This window comes from Haladaptatus cibarius D43 (genome assembly GCF_000710615.1).
Classification (GTDB): domain Archaea; phylum Halobacteriota; class Halobacteria; order Halobacteriales; family Haladaptataceae; genus Haladaptatus; species Haladaptatus cibarius.
The window spans coordinates 913,377-931,128 of the sequence record NZ_JDTH01000001.1; the positions used below are offsets into that span (position 1 = coordinate 913,377).

Here is a 17,752-nt window from a genome sequence, read left to right on the forward strand (position 1 = left end):
ATGGTATGGCTCTCGACCAAATCAGTGCGGGTTGGCTGTCCGTCGTCCCGGCCCTCCTTGCGATTAGTCTCGCGTGGTATTCACGTGACGCTATCATCGGCTTGTTCGTCGGCGTCGCCAGCGCCGGGGCGGTGTACGGCGCACTAAAACCCGCGTCTGCGGGCGTCCCACAGGATATGATTGGCGGAGCGTTCGGCCCGACTCTCGGCGCGATATTCGGCCTGAAACACGTCCCGACCATCATCGCAACCTCTCCACTCTTTTCCGACGCGGGGTACGTCGAAAACGTTCTGCTCGCCATCTTCGCCATCGGCGGCATGATCGGCTTGATGATTCGCTCCGGCGCGATTCAGGGCGTCCTCGAAGCGCTGGTGAAACGGGCAGATTCCCCCGAAGACGCCGAGAAAGCGGCGTTTCTGGCGGGTATCGCCATCCACATTGACGACTATTTCAACTGCCTCGTGGTCGGGTCGATGATGCGCCCGCTAACTGACAAATACAACATTTCGCGGGCGAAACTCGCCTACTACGTTGACAGCGCCGGAAGTCCGGCGGCCCGCCTCGCCTTCTACTCGACGTGGGGCGTCGCGCTCATCGGTTTCATCGGGGGCGGCCTCGAACAGGCCGCGGCGCAGAACGCGCTCCCGTCCGACATGAGCGGCTACGTCGTCCAGAACGGCGATTCGGTGCAGGCCGCAACTGACCAAATCTGGCCGCTGTTTTTCAACAGCCTCGCGTTCGGCTTCTATTCGTGGACTGCCCTCATCATCGCCGCACTGGTCGCGTGGCAGGTCGTTCCCAACATCTTCGGCATGCGCGACGAAGAAGAGCGCGCCAGAAACGGCGGCGGCGTCATCGGCGAGGACGCCGACCCCATGATTTCCCGCGAGATGGACGAGTACGAGATGGCCGAGACGGCGACTCCCGATTGGCGGAACTTCGCCATTCCAATCGCCACGATGATTCTCGTCGGCCTCGGTGCGATGTTCTGGCGGCCGAATCCGGTCGTCTCCGCCCCGCAGATGAACACCCTGCTCTCGCTCGGCGGCTACCAACTCATCCTCCCGGCGGGTGGTCAGTGGTCGTTCGACATCGGCGGCGTTCGACTCGGCCTCGCGTCCTTCGCCGCGCTGGTCGTCGCGTTCGTCCTGTACCGCGTGAAAGGCGACATCCCGAGCAACAAGGACGCGACGGAGGCCATGACGCGCGGATTCAAGGGTATTCTGCTCGCGGCGGTCATCCTGATGTTCGCCAGTTCCATTCAGAACGCCGTGACGATTCTGGGTATCTCCGATTTCGTTACGGACTGGTTCTCCGGCGTTCCGGCCTTCCTCGTGCCAGTTGCCCTCTTCGTCGTCACCAGCATGGTGAGCTTCTCGGACGGTAGTTCGTGGGCGACCTACGGAATCATGTTCCCGATTGCGATTCCGGTGGCGTTCTCGACGGGCGCGAACCTGCCACTCGTCATGGGTGCCGTGTTCAGCGGCGGTATCTTCGGCGACCACAGTTCGCCCATCAGCGACACCACGGTTCTCGCCTCCTCGACCAGCGGGAGCGACCACCTCGTCCACGTCAAAACGCAGATTCCCTACGCGATAATTTGCGCCACGATTGCGGGCACGATGTTCCTCCTCCTCGGAATTACGCTTCCGGAGGGCTTCCGCATCTTCCCGTACTGAAATCGGTTTTGGGCGGCTTTTCGATTGTCTGTTTTTCGACCACTGCGAAAACAGCGTTCAGTGGTACGTTTTGATTGTGTGTGATTACGGCCATCAAACACGACAACAAAAGAATCGCAGGGCGGGCAGGCCGCTGGCCTGCCCGTCCAATCCAAAGTGACCTGCCGATTTCGATGCAGAGATTCGTCCTGCCTACACGAAGTCGCCAAAGCTGGCCTGCCCGTCGTCTCCGCCCGCATCTCCCTCGTCCTCGCTTTCGGCTTCTTCAGGCTCGTCGTCGGCCGAATCTTCGCCTTCCGACTCGGCTTCGACTTCCGAATCATCCTCTCCTTCATCGTCCGATTTCGAACCGAATCCACCCTCGAACGCGCCGCCTGAATGCTCGACTGCGGCTTGCTCTTTCAACTCCTCTGCGTCCTCCACGATTTGTTGGACTTTGTTTGTCGTCTTCCCGCTTCCCGTGACGAACGAAACGTGTTTTTCCTCCAAATCGTAACGCGCCGCCATCGCCACGGTCAACTCTCGATTCTTGCAGTGGTGGGTCATCTCCGCGAGGTACGGCATGACCTCGCGTCTGGCCGTACTCATGCTGATGCCACTCTCTTCGGCGATTTGCCGGGCGATGTAGTCGCGGGTGTTGCGCGCGCCTTTCGAACTCCCGAGTTTGCGCCAGTAGCTCGGCGGGCCGTAGCGCGTCCACCCACTTTTCTTTCCACGGCGCGAGGCTGCGACCCCGGCAGTCGCGTTGTCGGTCGCGTAGCGCCAATAGCGGTAGTTCTGCGTGGCCCGAACCCGGCCCAACCAGCGGTCTGCGTTGGCCATGAAGCCGTAAGCGTCCGCGAGTTCCGCCCCTTGGTAATCCTTCGGGACGTTGTCTTCCACCCAGTTGAGCAGGTTGTCGGGCGTTTCGTCCACGTCGTAGGAAGCCTTCAGCGCGCCCTCCGCGTCCTGCTCTTTGATGAGGTCGTCCAGAAAGTCGAAGATGCCGCTCGTCGTATCTCGCTGGCCTGTCACCACGTCGTCGGCGGTGAGTTTTCCGTTCGACGCCGCAACCGCTTGCAGGTCGTTCACGGCGGAGCGCAGGTCGCCGCTGTCATTCTCGGCGATGGCCTCCAGCGCTTCCGGTTCGTACTCGATGTTCTCTTGGCGGCAGATGTCGCGGAGAACCGGCGTGATGCTCCGGGCCGACACGTCGCGGAACTCGATGGTTTCACAGGCGTTTCGCAGGGAGTTCGACATGTCGTAAAACTCGTTTGCGATGAGGATGAGCGGTTGGTTCGCCGATTTTACGACATCCGTAATCGCCCGCGAGCCACCGCGGTCTGCGTTGTGCGTCAGGTTGTCCGCCTCGTCCATGATGACGATGCGCCTCCCCGACGTGCCTCCTGTCAGGGTGCCGCTTTTCGCGGCTTCGCCCGCGACGCGTTTTATCACGTCGCCGGTTCGCTGGTCGCTGGCGTTCAGTTCGATGGTCGGCCATCCCATGTCGTTCGCCAGCGCGTGGGCCGCCGAGGTCTTCCCGACACCGGGGCTTCCGTGGAGGATGACGGCGTCCCCGTGTTCGTCCCACGTCTTTGCCCACTTGTGGAGGTTGTCCCGGGCCTTGTTGTTCCCGCGCACTTCAGAAAGCGTGCTCGGACGATACTTCTCCGTCCAGTCTACCATTACCTCGTTCTATGCAGGTGGTGCGTTTAGTGGTTGCGAAGGCTGAACCGAGCGACGCCAAAACGCTCGACGTCTCACAGCAGATTTCCTTCGGCAACCGGTATCACTTTCCCGCCGACCCGCACCTCGATTCCATTTTCGTCCTCGCCTCCCGACGCCCGAAGGTGGAGCAGCGAGGGCCGTCCCATCTCGTATCCTTGCTCGACTCGCACGTCGATTTCGTCCGAATCGAAGTAGTTGTGCTTAACCAGATATGCGGCCAGACATCCGTTCGAAGACCCGGTTGCCGGGTCTTCGGGGACGCCAGCGCAGTCGGCGAACACTCGCGCGTGCAGGTCGTTTTCGTCTTCGGTTTCCGGCGCGAAGAGCAGCACGTTCAGATTTCCGTGCGGGCCGATGAGTTCCTCGTAGTACGGTTCGTGGTTCGTCTGCGCTCGCTTGACGGCGTCAAGCGAGCGCAGTGTCACGACGAGCGTCGGTAATCCGGTCGAGACGAGTTGAACGGGATACGCTTCGTCGATGTCGTCTTCGTTGAGAGAAAGAACGCGGGCCGCGAGCGAATGGTCGAACGTTTTCTCGAAGGTCGGCGGAATTTGGCGCATCCAGAACAGTTCAGTTCCGTCTTCGTCTCGCTCGACGTGAACCGGAATCTGCCCCACGCCGAGGTTCAGTGTCAGTTCGTCCGGTCTATCGTCGCGGACGAACTCACGAATCACGAACGCGGTGCCGAGGGTCGGATGCCCTGCGAACGGGATTTCCTCGGCCGGGTCGAAGATTCGAACGTCGTAGCCGCCGTTTCCGTCTGCCGACTCGATGAACGTTGCTTCCGAGAAGTTGGTTTCTCGGGTGATTATCTGCATTTCCTCGTCGGACAGGGCCGCGGCGTCGTGGACGACTGCGAGTTGGTTGCCCGCGTATTTCTCCTGTGCGAACACGTCCACGACGTGCAATGGATTGGTGGGCATAGCTGAATCTGCAGTCCGAAACGACAAATATGCATCTCCGATTTCCGCCCCGCACCTTTTTCGCTCGATAGGGCGTACTTTCTGTGCCATGGGGGATACCGAAGCAGTGCAGATGGACGAGGAGGAACTGGAAGCGTTTTTGCAGACTGGAGGAACCGGCGTCGTCTCGTTTGCGGCGGGAACCGACGAACCGCCGCACTCGATTCCGGTTTCGTATGGCTACGACGCAGCGACCGAACACTTCTATTTCCGGTTCGCAGCCGGGCCGGACAGCGAAAAGTCGGAACTCGTCGGGCGACCCATCTCCTTCGTCACCTACGACGACGGTAACGGGGGATGGCGGAGCGTCATCGCCTCCGGGGAACTGGACGACGTGGAAGAGGCGGACATCGACTCGGAAATCGTGCAGGGAATGCGCCGAGTGGATATTCCGCTGGTCGATATTTTCGACCGGCCGTCGCGGGAGGTTTCGTTTCGGTTCTTCCACCTCGTGCCCGACGAACTGACGAGTAGAAAGGAGGTTCAGGCCGAAGACTGAACGTTGGCAGAGGAGAATCGTTAGCGTGCAAGAGAATATCTAACTGTCAGAATATTTTTGTCCTTGTGATTTGTCGTCCATGCTATGTTCCCCGAACGCATCGAGACGGAACGCCTCGTACTGGAAGCGCTGACGCACGAGAACGTCGATGTGTTCAATCTGTACCGGCACATCGCCCACGACGCGCCGAACATCGACGAGATTACGAAACACGTCTCGTGGGAGCCACACGCCACGCCCAAGGAGACGAAGGATTTCATCGACGCGATGGAGAAAAGCCGCGCCGACGGAAACGGTGCGGAGTTCGTGATTCGCTTGCAGCAGGGCGAAGAAGGTGCGTTCGAAAATGAAGACGATGATAGCGAAATCGTCGGCTTGACCGGGATAAACATGGATTGGGAGCGTCGAACCGGCACTCTCGGCTTGTGGATTCGCAAACCGTTCTGGGGTCGCGGCTACTCGGGTGAACGCGCCGCCGCGTTGCTGGAACTCGCGTTCGAGACGCTCGACCTCGAACTCGTTGCCGTCGAATATCTCGACGGCAACGAAAAGTCGGAGCGAGCCATTCGAAAATATATCGACGCACACGGCGGCCAGTACGACGGCATCCTCCGCAACTGGCATCCCGACGGGGACGAGGTTCGTGATTCGCATCGCTACACCGTCACGCGCGAACAGTGGCAGGCGAACCACGGAGGTAATCGACCGTGACCGACCGATTCGACGTTCACGCGATGCGCCACCGCCTGAAACTAAAGCGGGACGCCGGACATACCTCGCTGTTCGAAAACCGCGACTCCGTGGCCTGTCCGGCGTGCGAGGAATCGTTTACCGAGGTACTGCTGACGGAACAGCGAGAACACAGCTTTCAACCGACCGGGTCGATGCCGTTCTGTATCGTTCGAGAAGACAACCGGATTCTCCTGTTCACGCACGAATCGTGAAAATCGTCTTTTTGATTGCTCGCTGGTTACGACTTGTACTTCGCAATCAACGTCCACAGACCAAAGCCCATCCCGGTTCCGGCCGCCGAAGCGGTCAGTCCCATCGAGAGAAACGCCAGCGTTTGCACGAACAACACGGCTACTGATGGAACACTGGTTCGAAGCGGTACCTGTGCCTCTTCGTCCCGAATCGTCGGAACGAGCGAAATCATGATGACGATACTACCCGCTAGGAAGACGTACTCTTGCCACATTCGTTTCTCACCTCCTGCCGCGCCCCGGGGAGAGAGTAACGGGGGGTTGGCAGGCGTTATACAGAGATTAACTCGGAGTCGAATAAATATCTCGGTTTGGGATGAGTTCTTGGATGATTTATAATTCTGGAGGTGTGCTATCGAGTCCCGTGCAACTATCCGTTTCGAGGTTGATTCACTTCCGAAACTTCTCAATTCACAACGTTCGGGCGACCATCTCGCCCCAATGTTCGAAACCGTGGCGGTCGTAAAACGCCTTCGCGCGGTCGTTTTCCCGATCAACGTCGAGAACGAGTCTGTCCAACGGCAGCGGTTGGTCGCGTGCGAGTTCGACTGCGGCATCCATCAGGTCGTCCGCAACGTCGGTTCCGCGGTACTCCGGTCGGACGAAAATCTCGTTGAGGACTGCGGCGTCCCAGATAAACGCGAGTCGAGCGGGCAAAACGAAGACATAGCCCGCGAGTTCGCCATCCGTTATTTCGTTATCTTTCCCATTCGCGTCTGCAACCGTAACACAGCGTTCGTCGTCCGCTCCGCATCGCCCGACCCAGTTCAGATACTCCTCGCGGTAGTCGTCGGTCAGTTTCTCGCTGTAGACCTCGGCTTTGTCGTCCGCGCCGGTTCCCTCCCCGAGTCCGAGTTCGAACCCGCGTTTGAGTTCCCACAACTGTTTTGCGTCGGATTCGGTTCCGTCGTAGGGTCTGATTTCCATACCCTCTGTCGAGAGGGAAGCGGCTTACTTGTTGCGTGACTCCCACATTCGAAAGCCGACGATACCGAAACTCATCGCGCCCAGCAAAAGCTGTCGGCCACTTTTGACGATTGGAAAGACGCGCTCTTCTTTCGCCGGGTCAGGCCCTCTTGCGAGGTCAAAGCCGGTTCCGTAGTGCGTATTTTCCGTTGAACCGCGAGCCTCTGGTTCGATGAACGTCTGGACGACGCCTTCCTGGTTCGAAACCTCTACTTTCCCGGAGACGCTGTAAAACTGGTCGTGAACCGGATAGAACACGTTGACACCGTTGGTGACCAAATCCAATCCGATTCCCGCGACGAGCAGTGCGACGAGACTCACCCACGCGACTCGAACTCCGTAGGCTCCCCAGCGCCGACGAATCCAACTCCCGCCGATTTTGTCCGTGAACAGCAGTAGACCGATTCCCGCCGGGAGGAGAAGCGTGTGAAAGACGGCTCTGTGTCCCCCCGGAATCCACAGTCCGACCAGCGTGTCGAGGTCGGGTATCGCGGCGGCGACCATTACGATCATCGCGGCTCGATTGTCGAAATGGTCGGAAAGCAGTGACGTGGCGAGCAGTCCCGCCACCGCAACGTGTACGACCACTGATGGCATCACACGGTGGATGACAGGGTTACGGATAGTAATTGTCCGACAACGGGTGCGGTAGGTTCGCCGTACTTCACGCTATGGAGTCGGTACGTGTTGGTTACTCTCTTCTGGATTTGGTGTAACAGTGGTTTGGAGGTTTATCGGGTGGTTTTTGAGTCTCGGTTGCCGATTTTCTCCGGAGAGTTTCGTTCAAATCACGACTCTACATAACCGCCCCCGCACCGCAACCGTCCACATACCTACCCAACCGACTCCTTCACTCACTTTGTTCGCTCAGTCGCCCCTCGCGCGGGCGAATCGACGTTCGCCTTCGCACGCCACAGAACTTGATCACTCAGGCGGAAGGATGCGCCAGCGCGTTCGCACGAATGCCGAACGCTAGTGAGGCATGGGTGCAACTTCCGCGCTGGCGGGGAGGAGTGGGGAAACTGCGGTTGCAATTCGGGGGCGGTTATGTAGAATCGTGATTACCGAGCGCGAACTTCTCAAACCAAAGGAAAAAGCACTACTCTCACAAAAACAAAAATAACTCCCAATTGGTCTGTTTGTTCTCAAAATCTGGAGGATGGTTAAAACGAGTCTCATCACTGCAAACAATCAACCCACTCACTCGTCCACGTAGTTTCGACGGGTGTCGAAGGGGGCTTTCGATACGTTTTTCTGTGCCACTGCCACATCCAAATTCATGACAGATGCGCGCCGGACGCTCGCGGAACAAATCGCGGGTGAAATCACCTTGAGCGACGACCCCGGGGCGACCCTGAGAAAGTGGCGCACGGATTTCGACGTGTCTCAGACCGCGCTCGCAGACCACCTCGACGTTTCCTCGTCGGTCATTTCTGACTACGAGAGCGGGCGGCGCGAAAATCCCGGCATCGGCGTCGTTCGCCGAACCGTCACGGCGCTGTTGGACATCGACCAACAGCGCGGTGGCAACCGAATCCGGCAGTACGCCCGCGTCCTCTCCGCGGGGTTCGACAGCACCATCGTCAACGATTTGCGCGAATATCCGACGAGCGTTCCGCTCTCTCGGTTGTACGACGCCATTGATGCCACGGAAATCGCGTCGGGCGCGAAAAACGAAATCACGGGCCACACCGTCATCGACAGCATCGAAGCCATCACCCGACTCTCTAGCGAGGAGTTCTACCGCCTCTACGGCCAGAGCACGAGTCGCGCGCTCGTCTTTACGAACGTCACGCGCGGGGAATCCCCGCTGGTCGCCATGCGCGTCGTCAACCCGACGCCGAACGCGGTCGTCCTCCACGGACTCGACGCTGACGACCTGTGGGAACACGCGTCGAAGATGGCCCAACTCGACGGCTTTTCTTTGGCCGTCACCGACTGCGACAAAGAAATCATGGTCGATGCCATGCGCGACCTCGCCGTGTGAAAAACAGGAAATAACCGACGGGGTATGTAAATGATGGCGTTGTGAAGGCGAGAATTGAACTCAATTAGATGTGTCTGATTGATTTAATGAGTGCAGAGAAATCCCACGAGGGTGTCGCCTCAAACTGTCCGACGTGCCCGTGGTGTGCAGAACGTATCGACCAACAGACTGATGATGTTCGTATCTCTTCTCCCGGTCGCTGTCCGCCGAGCCATACGTGGCACCTCCACGTCGATTGTGCTGGCCAGTGGCGGGATTTCGTTTCGAACCTCCGAACTCTCGCCGGACGCGGCGCGTTTGGAACACTCGTGGAGGGGCCGCTTTCCGGCGACGTGAACGAGATGGTCGAATGGAACGATTCCTAACACGAACTAAAATATATTTTAGCTAACACTTTTCCGAACGTGGAACTTTCGTTTTGTTATGTCCGAATCACTAGCCGATTCGATAACCAAGACCGGGACGACCACGGTTGCTCTGACGACCGAGGACAGCGTTCTACTCGCCGCAGACCGCCGCGCCAGCCTCGGCGGCCGGTTCGTCTCGAACAAGGAAATGGTAAAAGTCGAGCAGATTCATCCGACCGCCGCGATAACGCTCGCCGGTGCAGTCGGCGACTTACAATCGTTTGTCCGCACGCTCCGGGCTGAAACAAGCCTCTACGAAACGCGGCGGGACACGACCATCGACATGTCCGCCCTCGCAACGCTCACTGGGAATCTCCTCCGAAACGGCCCGTTCCGCGGCGCACACCCGACCCTTGGCGGGGTCGATGCGACAGGCCCGCACGTCTACGAGTTGGACGCGGGCGGGAGCGTCATGGAATCCGACTACGTCGCGGGCGGAAGCGGAATGCAACTCGCCTACGGTGTCTTAGAACGCGAGTTCGAACCCGGACTCTCGACTGACGCCGCCCGCAATGTCGCTGTTCGCGCAATCGAATCCGCGGCGGAGCGAGACACCGCGAGTGGCAACGGAGTCACCATCGCCACCATCACGAGTGACGGGGTCGAAATCCGTAGTTACGACGGCTACGACGACCATGAGGACGACGGGGACGACGAGGTCAGTGATGGCCATGACGGCGACGACGATTCCGGTTCCGAGGGGGTGTCGGCATGAACGGCCAGCAACAGCAGGCCTACGATCGCGGGACGAACATCTTCTCGCCCGACGGCAGACTGTATCAGGTGGAATACGCCCGCGAGGCAGTTCGCCGGGGGAGCGTCAGCGTCGGGGTTCGCGGCCACGACGGCGTCGTGCTGGCCGCGAGCAAGCGCGTCCGGTCGCCCCTGCTCGAATCGAAGGGTATCGAAAAGCTCCACAAAATCGACGACCACCTCGGGGTTGCAAGTGCGGGCCACGTCGCGGACGCCCGCCAACTCGTTTATTTCGGCAGACGACGCGCCCAAACCGACCGTCTGCGCTACGACCAACCGATGGCCGTCGAACCGTTCACCAAAGCCGTCACCGACCACGTACAGGAGTACACCCAACAGGGCGGCGCGCGACCGTTCGGTGCGGCCCTGTTAGTCGGCGGAGTGGACACGAATGCCGAGGGTGAGGTACATCCCCGTCTGTTCGAAACCGACCCGTCAGGGACGCCCTCCGAGTGGCAGGCGACTGCAATCGGCGCAAACGACGACGTGGTTCGTGAGTATCTCGAAACGAACTACGATTCCGACCCGTCGGTCGATGCGGGCGTCGAACTCGCGCTCTCCGCGCTCGCGGTGGCGCGGGAGGAACCCCTCTCGCCCGAAGAAGTCGATGTGGTGGTTATCGACCCGACCTACCGCGAACTCGGCGTCGGTGCTCGTCGGGAAACCCTAAAATCGCTTGACCTGCTCGCCGACGGAGCATCGTAAACAGTCGGACTCGATTTTCGTTTTGGCTACGACGCGGCCCCCGAAACCGTCGTCTCCTGCACCGTCACCACGTCCAGATTTTCCGCGACGAACAGCGCGAGAACGTTGCCGTCTAGCTCCGTCGAAACCCGAACACACCACGGCTCTTCGGAGACGACCGCTTCGCGCCACTCCTCGCCGACGTTCCAGACGGGACGCTCCCGGATGTCGATGCCGTGGCGGTGATAGAACGAGATTACCTCGGGATGTTCGAGTACCGTCAAGGTCACCGGCGAGTGAAGGCGACAGCCACAGCGGTCACAGTCGAAGCGAACCTGCGGTCGCCCGCCGTGTGAGCTGTCCGATTGCTCGTCCGCGTCGAAATAGCCTACTTGAGCCTCCGCCGGGGCGCTACATTCCGGACACACCTTATCGGCCATGAGCGATAGGCGATGGCGGTGATGGCGGTCGAACGCCGTCAGCAGGCCATCGCGGTCGTGCGCGCGGTGGCCGCCGGGCGGAAACGGAAGCGTGAGCGTCGGCCTGTCGCAGGCCGAACATTCGATGGCGACGTAGTTGTCCTCGCCATGGGCAGTCAGTGATTCTTCCCGGCAGAAGGGGCATGGGTCTGGGATTTCTATCGGGTCGAAATCCACGCTGTCCGTGTAGGTTCCCGCCCGAATCGCGCGGGCGATTTCGCGCCCGGCGTAGGTCAGGGTGTAGCCCCCCTCGGTTTTCCGGATGAAATGGTCGGTCAACTGCCGGAGGTGGTAGGAAAAGCCCGCCGTGTTGTCGGCGCTGGTCGCCTCGAACAGTTCTGAGAACGCGAGGGTGTCTTTGCCGCCTGTTTCGGCGTCCACGAGCGCGCGAAGGACGGTCATTCGAACTTCGTTGCCGAGAACCGAGAAGGCGTCCGTCGGGTCTACCTGCTCGTCGTTCTCGGGAAATGTGATATCGGGGAGATTCTTTGCCGACTGTGTTTCTGATTCGGCTTCTGTCATTTTGGTAGTGCGGATTTTCGATTGGCGCGCGGTTCCGGGTGTGTTCCTTGGTTGCACAGTGGGTGCCGACTCGGATAAATCGTTTGTCCACGGAAACGTTCGAGAAAATGGTGAGGGAGAGCAGTTCTGTCCTATGGTCTGTCAGGTGAGCTTACTACGAGACTGGCTTCTGGTTACGTTTTGACTCCTGATGCCGACTCCAAGTCACGCCCCCGCTCTTGCAGTCACTCGTTCCTTCGGGCGAAGCGAGGACTGAGCGCTGCAAGGAGCGAATGACGAGCGAGGGCCGGGGAAAATCAAAGATTTTCTGGGCCGCGAAAGACGGAGTCTTTCGCAGGCGTGACCTATTGCCTGCATCTGCAGTCAGCACACCAGAACCAACCGTCTGGGTAGCTCAACTACGCGAAAAACCAAAATCACAACTCGAAAAACTGGAACGACACTTCACCGTCTTCGTCGCCTTATTCGACGTACTGGTAGGTTCGTTCGTCCATCTCGCCGCGACCCGTGAAGACGAACTCGTCTTCCGGTTCCGTGAAGTCGTCCAGCTCGACGCGCTTGTCGTGGTTGTGGCGGTCGTGAACCTGCTCGTACTCCGCAAAGGAGAGGTCGTAGCGGTCACGAATCTGTTCGTCGATGGTGGAGTCGTTGATTTCTTCCTCCCAACTGTCCTGTATGGTTTCAGCGTGAATTTCGGCTTGCGCGCCACTGCCGTAGGAGCCGACGAGGAGTTGCTTGCCGGTGACGTCGATGTCGTTCTCGCTGGCGTACTGGAGCGCCGAGGCGCGGGCGATGTGAACCGAACCGGTGTACCAGTTGCCGACCTCGCGGGAGATGCTGAGCGTCGGGTCGATGGTTTCGCCGTACCAACTTTGGTACTGGTCGGTGGATTTCAGTTCGTCCATGTACCCGAGGATGGCCTCTTCGTAGGCCTCGCGGTCGTCGTACTCCTCCTCGCGGGGTTGGCGTCCGATTTCCTCCGCCAACTCGTCTTCGACGTTCGTGCCCCGAATCATGTGTCGGTAGCCGAGCAGACCCGCTTTTCGAACCATACCGGGGAACGGTGTGTGGAACGGGATGTACTCGAAGTCGTCGGGGTGCGTGTCGCCGGAAACGCTCTCGAAGTCTTCGAGGGCTTCGCGCATCCGCGCGAGGTACACCTGCATGGAGCGTTTGCCGTCTACGCTCGGGAACTGCTGGTTCGGCTTCAGGAAGTCGGTTTCGTCGGCGCTGCCGTAGCCCTGTTCCGTAGAGAGTTCCACGAGACTCGGGTCTTCGCTGATGAGCATGGCGACTGCGCCTGCTCCCTGCGTTGCCTCTCCGGGGTCGCCACGCGCGTAGAGTGCCGTGTCGGTGGCGATGACGAGCGCGGAGCGCCCGCGGTTCCGGCCCGCTTTAATCCAGTTGTAAGCGTCGTCCAAACTCTGCGTTCCGGCGATGCAGGCGAACTTTCGTTCCCCTTTGTTCGCGTGGTGGAAGTCGCCGTCGTACACCTGTTCGAGACAGCCCGCGATGTACGTCGAAACGGGCTTGGAGTTGTCGAACGCGCTTTCCGTTGCCACGTCGATGCGACCGATGTCCTCCGGCGTCAGGCCTTTTCTGTCCATCAGACGATAGGCCGCGTTCGCGCCCATCGTCACGATATCCTCGTGCGCGTCGGGGAACGAACTAGCGTACAGTCCCAGTCCTTTCGTGTACTTTTCCGGGTCTTCGTCCTTCACGGGAGCGAAGGTTTCCGGCAGGTCGAGTTTCAGCTTCCCAGTCCAGATTTCGATGGCGTCGATACCGACGGCTGTCATTCTTGCCATCACGTTGTCTGACTTGGTATAAGTGTTTGTCGATGGAAGTATCGACAGTCGTCGAAATCATTCGGAGTCGGTCGGAGTCATTCGAAACCGACCGGAATCGCTCGCAACCGCTACGGGTCGGTATCGTCCGCGGTGTCCGTGATGGTTTGCGTGTCCACGACGATACCGTCCCCGTCGAGTACCCGAACGATGATTTCGTAGTCGTCTCGCGCGGTTCCGCCTCGTCGATACCAGATATTTCCGTTTCGTTGACCCGCTGTTTCGGTTTCCGTCGCCCACTCGTTGTCGAGATTTCGGAACTCCACTTCGACGGCGTCGAAGGTGCCGCTGTTGGACACATCGTAGAACACCTGATACCTGCCTTCGTCCTGTCGAACGTTCGTTCTGTCCCTGATATCGACGTTCTGAACTTGTGGACTCGATGGCGTGGACAAGTCGTCTCCGGGCGGACTCTGGCCGTCCACGGTGTCCGTCACGCGCTCTTCGCCGAGGACGTTCCCGCTGGCGTCGTAGGCCGTCAGCACGATTTCGTAGTCGTCGCCCATCGTTCCGCCCGCGGTGAACACGTTGGTTTTCCCGCGCGAATCGGTGGTTTCGTAGCGGCCACTCGCCGCGTCGTAGTTCTCGTCCAGATTGTTGTACCTGACTTCCAACCGGTCGAAATCGTTCGTTTCCGTCACGTCGTAGGACAACTGGTATCGTGCGTTATTGTTCCTGCTCGTGTCCGAAATGACGTATTCGATGTTCGCGCTCGGTTGATTTCCATCGCCACCGTCGCCATCCTGTTCGTTCACAGTGAACTCGACCGGGTCGTGGTCTTCGAAGTACAGCGTGATGTCCACCGCCTCGTTCGTCATACCGACCGGATTCTCGTTTCGCTCGAACTGATAGAGATAGAACGTCGCGGTTCCACCGTCGCCGCCGATTCTCGGTTCCTGTCGGAGCGGCGCTTCGTAGGAGAACTGTTGGCCATCCCTGTCGATGTCGATGGTCGCCGGAAGCGAGACGCCGTTGCCGACGTCGCTCGTTCCGTCGCTCTCGGCTTCGACGTGGAGTTCGCTTTCGTACCGACCCTCTCCGGTTGACGGGTCGCTCAGGACATCGATGGACGTATCTTGCGGGTCGATTCGAACGTCCGTGAGGGTCACGTCCTCCGGTAGTTGGTTCGTGACGCTGAACTCGAATCCGGACTGCGGGCCACCGCCGCGATTTCCGCGGGTCGGCGTCGCGTCCTCGTTATAGACGATTCCCGGCAGTTCGCCCGACTGGGTGACGCGTATTACCACCGGGTCTGCATCGCCGCCGCTCGCGGCGAACAGCCGCACGGTTCCCGTCTCGCTTGCACGAATCTCCGTTTCGACGCGGCCGTTCGAATCGGTCGTCTCCGCGTTTGGCGTGGTCGTGATGATACCCGTCTGGTTCAGACCGAAATCGACGGCGGTGTCGGTCACCGGTTCCCCGCCGTAGGTGACGTCGGCAGTCAGCGTCGCACCGCGACGCTGACTGCGATTCAGGACACAGACGGTGAACTCGTCGTCGCAGTCCAGTCCGGTTTCTGCAATCCACTCCACGTCGTAGGTTCCGCCAGCGCCGCCACCAGCAGTCGCCTCGATTTCGAAGTTCACACGCTCGCGTTCCTCGCTCCCGTCGTCGATGGCGAGCATCACCGTCTCCGTTCCCGGGGTGTCCGCGGTGTACGAGAACCGAACCCGGCCCTGTTCGTCGGTCCGCGCGCTCGTCGGCGTCACGCCACCGCTCGCGTTCACCCGCACTCCGCTCACCGGATTGTTGTACCGGTCGCGGACTTCCGCCACGAGCGTGGTCGGTTCCCCGACGGAAGCGCCACCGCCGCCGCTGACGTTCGTGATGTACGTCGCGTTCGTTTCGCTCGTCTCCGACCCGACGCCGACCTTCGCCATGCGAAGGTCGTAGGTGACGGATTCCCCATTCGAATCGGTTCCAAGGAGCGTTAGCCGAAGGATGCCGTTTTCGACGCTCACGTCGGCCACGTACCCGCCCGGCTTTGAAACTATCTGGTCGGCGAGCAGGTCGTTCCATTTTTCCTCGCCGAGGCCGGTCGAAATCCGAACGGTCACGTTTCCGTTCCCGGTCGATTCCACCGGAATCGACCGGGTTTCCGTAGTCGATGGGCTAAGCGCCCGCGGGTCGATACTTGCCGTGGTTGACTGGGATTTCGACAGCGACCCGTCGAGCGTGACGAGTGAAATGCTTCGCCCCTGCACGAGTTGCTGGCCGGTCAAGGTCGCGTTCCCCTCGCCAGCACGGTTGTAGATGACCGTATTTTCGAGGACGGTGTCGGGCGCGTTTCCGTACTGATTGTAGTTCGGCGCGTACACCAGCGCGCGCGTAGAAAACGAGAGGTTTGTTTGACTGCTGTCCAGATAGTCCGCCGTCTCGGGCGCGCGTGCAGTGACGTTTTCGATGCCGACCGCGCCCAAATCCGTCGTTCGCAGCGTTCCCGAGGACGGTGGCGGATTGATGAAAAACATCCGACTCGGATACTGCGTCCCGAGGGTTATCGAGGTCGGTTGGCTGGTTCCGGTCGTGCTCGTCCGAATCACGGCGTTTCGCACGTCCTGCATCTGGCCCTGTAACTCCTCGTTGTGTCGAAATTCGATTTCCGCGTTCTGGCTCGGAATCGCCGTCGCTTGATACACCGACATGGCGACGATGAGCGTGGCGAACAGCAAAATCGTCCCTACCTGCACGGTCACCCCCCGCTCGTCCGCCCAAAACGTCATGGATGGGACAGATACAGGAAAAGGATAAAAAACCTGTTACTCGATTACTCGTCGTCTTCCTCGACCACTTCGGGGTCGCTCATCGCGCTAAGGAGGCTGTCGAGGCCGTTTACCCACTCCGTCACCAGTCCGTAGTCCATATCCTCGGTGACGGACATGTCGAGTTCGTCACCATCAATGATTCGCGTTCCACCGGCGGAGACGAGTCCGAGCGCGGAGTCCAAATCCTCCGCGGCTTCGGCCTTCTGGGCTTCGAGGATGTACTCCTCGACTTCCGCGTCCTCTGCTGGCCCGTGTGCCACGTACTCCTCCGAGGCGTAGAATACACAGAGCAGGCTCGTCTGGACGCCGTCGATGAGCATCGCTTTTTCTTCGTCCTCGAACTCGACTTCCGCGAGAACGGTTTCGCGGATGTCCGTGAGTTCGTCGAGGGCCGTTTCCTCGTCGATGTTGTCATCGTCGTAGGCGGTGACGATTTTGGCGACGGCAATCGCTACGTCGTCTTGCAGGTTGAGGAGCAAGCGTGCGGAATCTTCGTTCTCCGGGTCGATGTCCTCGTCCTTGATTCTGTCCAGCCAGTTCTGCCAGCGTTCTTCGGAGTAGAACTCCTCTGGAGGAGCGCTCATACCTTTCCCCTGCGTAGCACGATAAATAGGCCTTTCCTTCGGTCGGCGTCTATCGGGAGAGCGTTTCGAGCGTGTCTACCCCGTACACTCGCTCTGGCGTGGACACGTGGGCCGTTCGAATGCCGTCGTCGTACCCCTGCTCTTGCATCCATCTGACGCGGCGCGGAACCGTTTTCGGTCCCATCACTGCACCCGGTCTATCGGGGTCATCGACGAAATCCGTCTCCATCAGGAACGGTTCGCCACGCTCCACGGCAACGGTTAGCCGCTCTTTCTCGCTCATCACGCTCGGCGTCACGCCCGCCAACTTCCCACCTGCGTAATGTTTCACGACTCGCTCGGGCGCGAGCCCAGCATCTTCTGCCCACCCAGCAACGTCGGTGAGGTCGTCGGTTCCCTCCGTGTGCAATTGAACTGCACAGCCAGTTTCCGCTCCCAACTCCAGTGCGCGCCGAAGCACCGCGTTCGAAGCATCCCACACCTCGTCCCTCACGTCGTAGTGTGGCCGTCCGGATTTGAGTGCGATAGCCGAACCGTCCGCGACGTACTCGCTTGCGACTTCGAGTCCGGCCTGCATCAGGTCGCGCGCGTCCGCAGGCGCGTATTCGCGGTCGTCTACCGCCTTCGAAATCAGACCGGGATGGACGCCGAGGACGGGCCACGCTTTTCCGGGCAAAATTTCGTTCGCGCGCGTGACGACATCGACGGTGGTGTCGAACACTTCCCTGAAATCATCGCCGCGCTCGGCCTCGACGCCGAGCAACCACGAGGGCTTGTTGACGACGAAGAGATGTGTCCCGCCGCTTCGTGCGAAATCCTTGACCGCTTCGATGCCCCGTCCGTGTTCCGGGTCTAAATGCAGATGATTGTCGAGTACCGGTGTGCCGAGGTCGTTCATACCTAGCCGTCTCGCTCCGGGGAAAAAACG

18 protein-coding genes are annotated in these 17,752 nt (G+C 59.8%); 8 read left to right on the forward strand and 10 right to left on the reverse strand.

Annotated features, from left to right (window positions below):
• The first annotated feature begins 5 nt into the window (after positions 1-5).
• Positions 6-1,679: a Na+/H+ antiporter NhaC family protein gene (locus tag HL45_RS04825; RefSeq protein ID WP_049969953.1), complete on the forward strand. Its 1,674-nt coding sequence runs from the start codon at positions 6-8 to the stop codon at positions 1,677-1,679.
• 192 nt (positions 1,680-1,871) lie between these two features.
• On the opposite strand, the gene HL45_RS04830 is transcribed toward HL45_RS04825, so the two are convergent.
• Both HL45_RS04830 and HL45_RS04835 read right to left on the reverse strand, forming a co-directional pair.
• Entirely contained in the window at positions 1,872-3,344 is a 1,473-nt protein-coding gene (locus HL45_RS04830) for a replication factor C large subunit (protein WP_049969954.1), read from the reverse strand.
• A 74-nt stretch (positions 3,345-3,418) separates the two neighbouring features.
• Entirely contained in the window at positions 3,419-4,309 is an 891-nt protein-coding gene (locus HL45_RS04835) for a PhzF family phenazine biosynthesis protein (RefSeq protein ID WP_049969955.1), read from the reverse strand.
• An 88-nt stretch (positions 4,310-4,397) separates the two neighbouring features.
• Between HL45_RS04835 and HL45_RS04840 the strand changes: the two genes are divergently transcribed.
• The 3 genes from HL45_RS04840 (at position 4,398) to HL45_RS04850 (ending at position 5,791) form a co-directional block, all read left to right on the forward strand.
• Positions 4,398-4,847, forward strand: a complete 450-nt coding sequence (locus HL45_RS04840; RefSeq protein ID WP_049969956.1) for a pyridoxamine 5'-phosphate oxidase family protein — start codon at positions 4,398-4,400, stop codon at positions 4,845-4,847.
• A gap of 84 nt (positions 4,848-4,931) precedes the next feature.
• A complete protein-coding gene (locus HL45_RS04845; protein WP_049969957.1) occupies positions 4,932-5,558 on the forward strand; it encodes a GNAT family N-acetyltransferase in 627 nt (208 codons plus the stop codon).
• The gene (locus HL45_RS04850) at positions 5,555-5,791 is read left to right on the forward strand and encodes a DUF7385 family protein (RefSeq protein WP_233274684.1); all 237 of its coding nucleotides are present in this window, start codon (positions 5,555-5,557) and stop codon (positions 5,789-5,791) included. Before HL45_RS04845 ends, HL45_RS04850 begins: the two co-directional genes overlap by 4 nt.
• Before the next feature lie 26 nt (positions 5,792-5,817).
• Here the strand turns inward: HL45_RS04850 and HL45_RS04855 are convergent, their stop codons facing one another.
• The 3 genes from HL45_RS04855 to HL45_RS04865 form a co-directional block, all read right to left on the reverse strand.
• A complete protein-coding gene (locus tag HL45_RS04855) occupies positions 5,818-6,045 on the reverse strand; it encodes a hypothetical protein (protein WP_049969958.1) in 228 nt (75 codons plus the stop codon).
• Positions 6,046-6,241: 196 nt separating this feature from the next.
• Positions 6,242-6,757: a GNAT family N-acetyltransferase gene (locus HL45_RS04860; protein WP_049969959.1), complete on the reverse strand. Its 516-nt coding sequence runs from the start codon at positions 6,755-6,757 to the stop codon at positions 6,242-6,244.
• 24 nt (positions 6,758-6,781) lie between these two features.
• On the reverse strand, positions 6,782-7,393 hold the full coding sequence (locus HL45_RS04865; protein WP_049969960.1) for a metal-dependent hydrolase: 612 nt from the start codon (positions 7,391-7,393) through the stop codon (positions 6,782-6,784).
• 682 nt (positions 7,394-8,075) lie between these two features.
• Between HL45_RS04865 and HL45_RS04870 the strand changes: the two genes are divergently transcribed.
• The 4 genes from HL45_RS04870 to psmA all read left to right on the forward strand — a co-directional run bounded on the left by HL45_RS04870 (position 8,076) and on the right by psmA (position 10,648).
• Positions 8,076-8,783, forward strand: a complete 708-nt coding sequence (locus HL45_RS04870; protein WP_049969961.1) for a helix-turn-helix domain-containing protein — start codon at positions 8,076-8,078, stop codon at positions 8,781-8,783.
• Between the two features lie 86 nt (positions 8,784-8,869).
• Positions 8,870-9,148 carry a hypothetical protein gene (locus HL45_RS04875; RefSeq protein WP_049969962.1) on the forward strand — a complete coding sequence of 93 codons (279 nt, stop codon included), beginning with the start codon at positions 8,870-8,872 and terminating at the stop codon, positions 9,146-9,148.
• A 58-nt stretch (positions 9,149-9,206) separates the two neighbouring features.
• Positions 9,207-9,905 (forward strand): Ntn hydrolase family protein, encoded by a 699-nt coding sequence (locus tag HL45_RS04880; RefSeq protein ID WP_084156794.1) that lies wholly within the window; start codon positions 9,207-9,209, stop codon positions 9,903-9,905.
• Complete coding sequence (gene psmA / locus HL45_RS04885; RefSeq protein ID WP_049969963.1) at positions 9,902-10,648, forward strand: archaeal proteasome endopeptidase complex subunit alpha; 747 nt, start codon at positions 9,902-9,904, stop codon at positions 10,646-10,648. The genes HL45_RS04880 and psmA overlap by 4 nt, the downstream gene beginning before the upstream one ends.
• A gap of 26 nt (positions 10,649-10,674) precedes the next feature.
• Here the strand turns inward: psmA and HL45_RS04890 are convergent, their stop codons facing one another.
• The 5 genes from HL45_RS04890 to HL45_RS04910 all read right to left on the reverse strand — a co-directional run bounded on the left by HL45_RS04890 (position 10,675) and on the right by HL45_RS04910 (position 17,722).
• Complete coding sequence (locus HL45_RS04890; protein ID WP_049970092.1) at positions 10,675-11,628, reverse strand: winged helix-turn-helix domain-containing protein; 954 nt, start codon at positions 11,626-11,628, stop codon at positions 10,675-10,677.
• 461 nt (positions 11,629-12,089) lie between these two features.
• On the reverse strand, positions 12,090-13,427 hold the full coding sequence (gene hmgB, locus HL45_RS04895; protein ID WP_049969964.1) for a hydroxymethylglutaryl-CoA synthase: 1,338 nt from the start codon (positions 13,425-13,427) through the stop codon (positions 12,090-12,092).
• Between the two features lie 119 nt (positions 13,428-13,546).
• Positions 13,547-16,198, reverse strand: a complete 2,652-nt coding sequence (locus HL45_RS04900; RefSeq protein ID WP_049969965.1) for an Ig-like domain-containing protein — start codon at positions 16,196-16,198, stop codon at positions 13,547-13,549.
• Positions 16,199-16,242: 44 nt separating this feature from the next.
• The gene (locus HL45_RS04905; protein WP_049969966.1) at positions 16,243-16,824 is read right to left on the reverse strand and encodes a DUF2150 family protein; all 582 of its coding nucleotides are present in this window, start codon (positions 16,822-16,824) and stop codon (positions 16,243-16,245) included.
• 49 nt (positions 16,825-16,873) lie between these two features.
• Positions 16,874-17,722, reverse strand: coding sequence for a TatD family hydrolase (locus tag HL45_RS04910; protein WP_049969967.1), 849 nt, complete (start codon positions 17,720-17,722; stop codon positions 16,874-16,876).
• Positions 17,723-17,752 lie beyond the last annotated feature (30 nt).

Excerpts from the sequence above, each read along its gene's own strand:
- HL45_RS04825 (WP_049969953.1), top strand. The coding sequence starts at position 6 with ATGGCTCTCGACCAAATCAGTGCGGGTTGGCTGTCCGTCGTCCCGGCC.
- HL45_RS04830 (WP_049969954.1), bottom strand. The coding sequence starts at position 3,344 with ATGGTAGACTGGACGGAGAAGTATCGTCCGAGCACGCTTTCTGAAGTG.
- HL45_RS04835 (WP_049969955.1), bottom strand. The coding sequence starts at position 4,309 with ATGCCCACCAATCCATTGCACGTCGTGGACGTGTTCGCACAGGAGAAA.
- HL45_RS04840 (WP_049969956.1), top strand. The coding sequence starts at position 4,398 with ATGGGGGATACCGAAGCAGTGCAGATGGACGAGGAGGAACTGGAAGCG.
- HL45_RS04845 (WP_049969957.1), top strand. The coding sequence starts at position 4,932 with ATGTTCCCCGAACGCATCGAGACGGAACGCCTCGTACTGGAAGCGCTG.
- HL45_RS04855 (WP_049969958.1), bottom strand. The coding sequence starts at position 6,045 with ATGTGGCAAGAGTACGTCTTCCTAGCGGGTAGTATCGTCATCATGATT.
- HL45_RS04860 (WP_049969959.1), bottom strand. The coding sequence starts at position 6,757 with ATGGAAATCAGACCCTACGACGGAACCGAATCCGACGCAAAACAGTTG.
- HL45_RS04865 (WP_049969960.1), bottom strand. The coding sequence starts at position 7,393 with ATGCCATCAGTGGTCGTACACGTTGCGGTGGCGGGACTGCTCGCCACG.
- HL45_RS04870 (WP_049969961.1), top strand. The coding sequence starts at position 8,076 with ATGACAGATGCGCGCCGGACGCTCGCGGAACAAATCGCGGGTGAAATC.
- HL45_RS04875 (WP_049969962.1), top strand. The coding sequence starts at position 8,870 with ATGAGTGCAGAGAAATCCCACGAGGGTGTCGCCTCAAACTGTCCGACG.
- HL45_RS04880 (WP_084156794.1), top strand. The coding sequence starts at position 9,207 with ATGTCCGAATCACTAGCCGATTCGATAACCAAGACCGGGACGACCACG.
- psmA (WP_049969963.1), top strand. The coding sequence starts at position 9,902 with ATGAACGGCCAGCAACAGCAGGCCTACGATCGCGGGACGAACATCTTC.
- HL45_RS04890 (WP_049970092.1), bottom strand. The coding sequence starts at position 11,628 with ATGACAGAAGCCGAATCAGAAACACAGTCGGCAAAGAATCTCCCCGAT.
- hmgB (WP_049969964.1), bottom strand. The coding sequence starts at position 13,427 with ATGACAGCCGTCGGTATCGACGCCATCGAAATCTGGACTGGGAAGCTG.
- HL45_RS04900 (WP_049969965.1), bottom strand. The coding sequence starts at position 16,198 with ATGACGTTTTGGGCGGACGAGCGGGGGGTGACCGTGCAGGTAGGGACG.
- HL45_RS04905 (WP_049969966.1), bottom strand. The coding sequence starts at position 16,824 with ATGAGCGCTCCTCCAGAGGAGTTCTACTCCGAAGAACGCTGGCAGAAC.
- HL45_RS04910 (WP_049969967.1), bottom strand. The coding sequence starts at position 17,722 with ATGAACGACCTCGGCACACCGGTACTCGACAATCATCTGCATTTAGAC.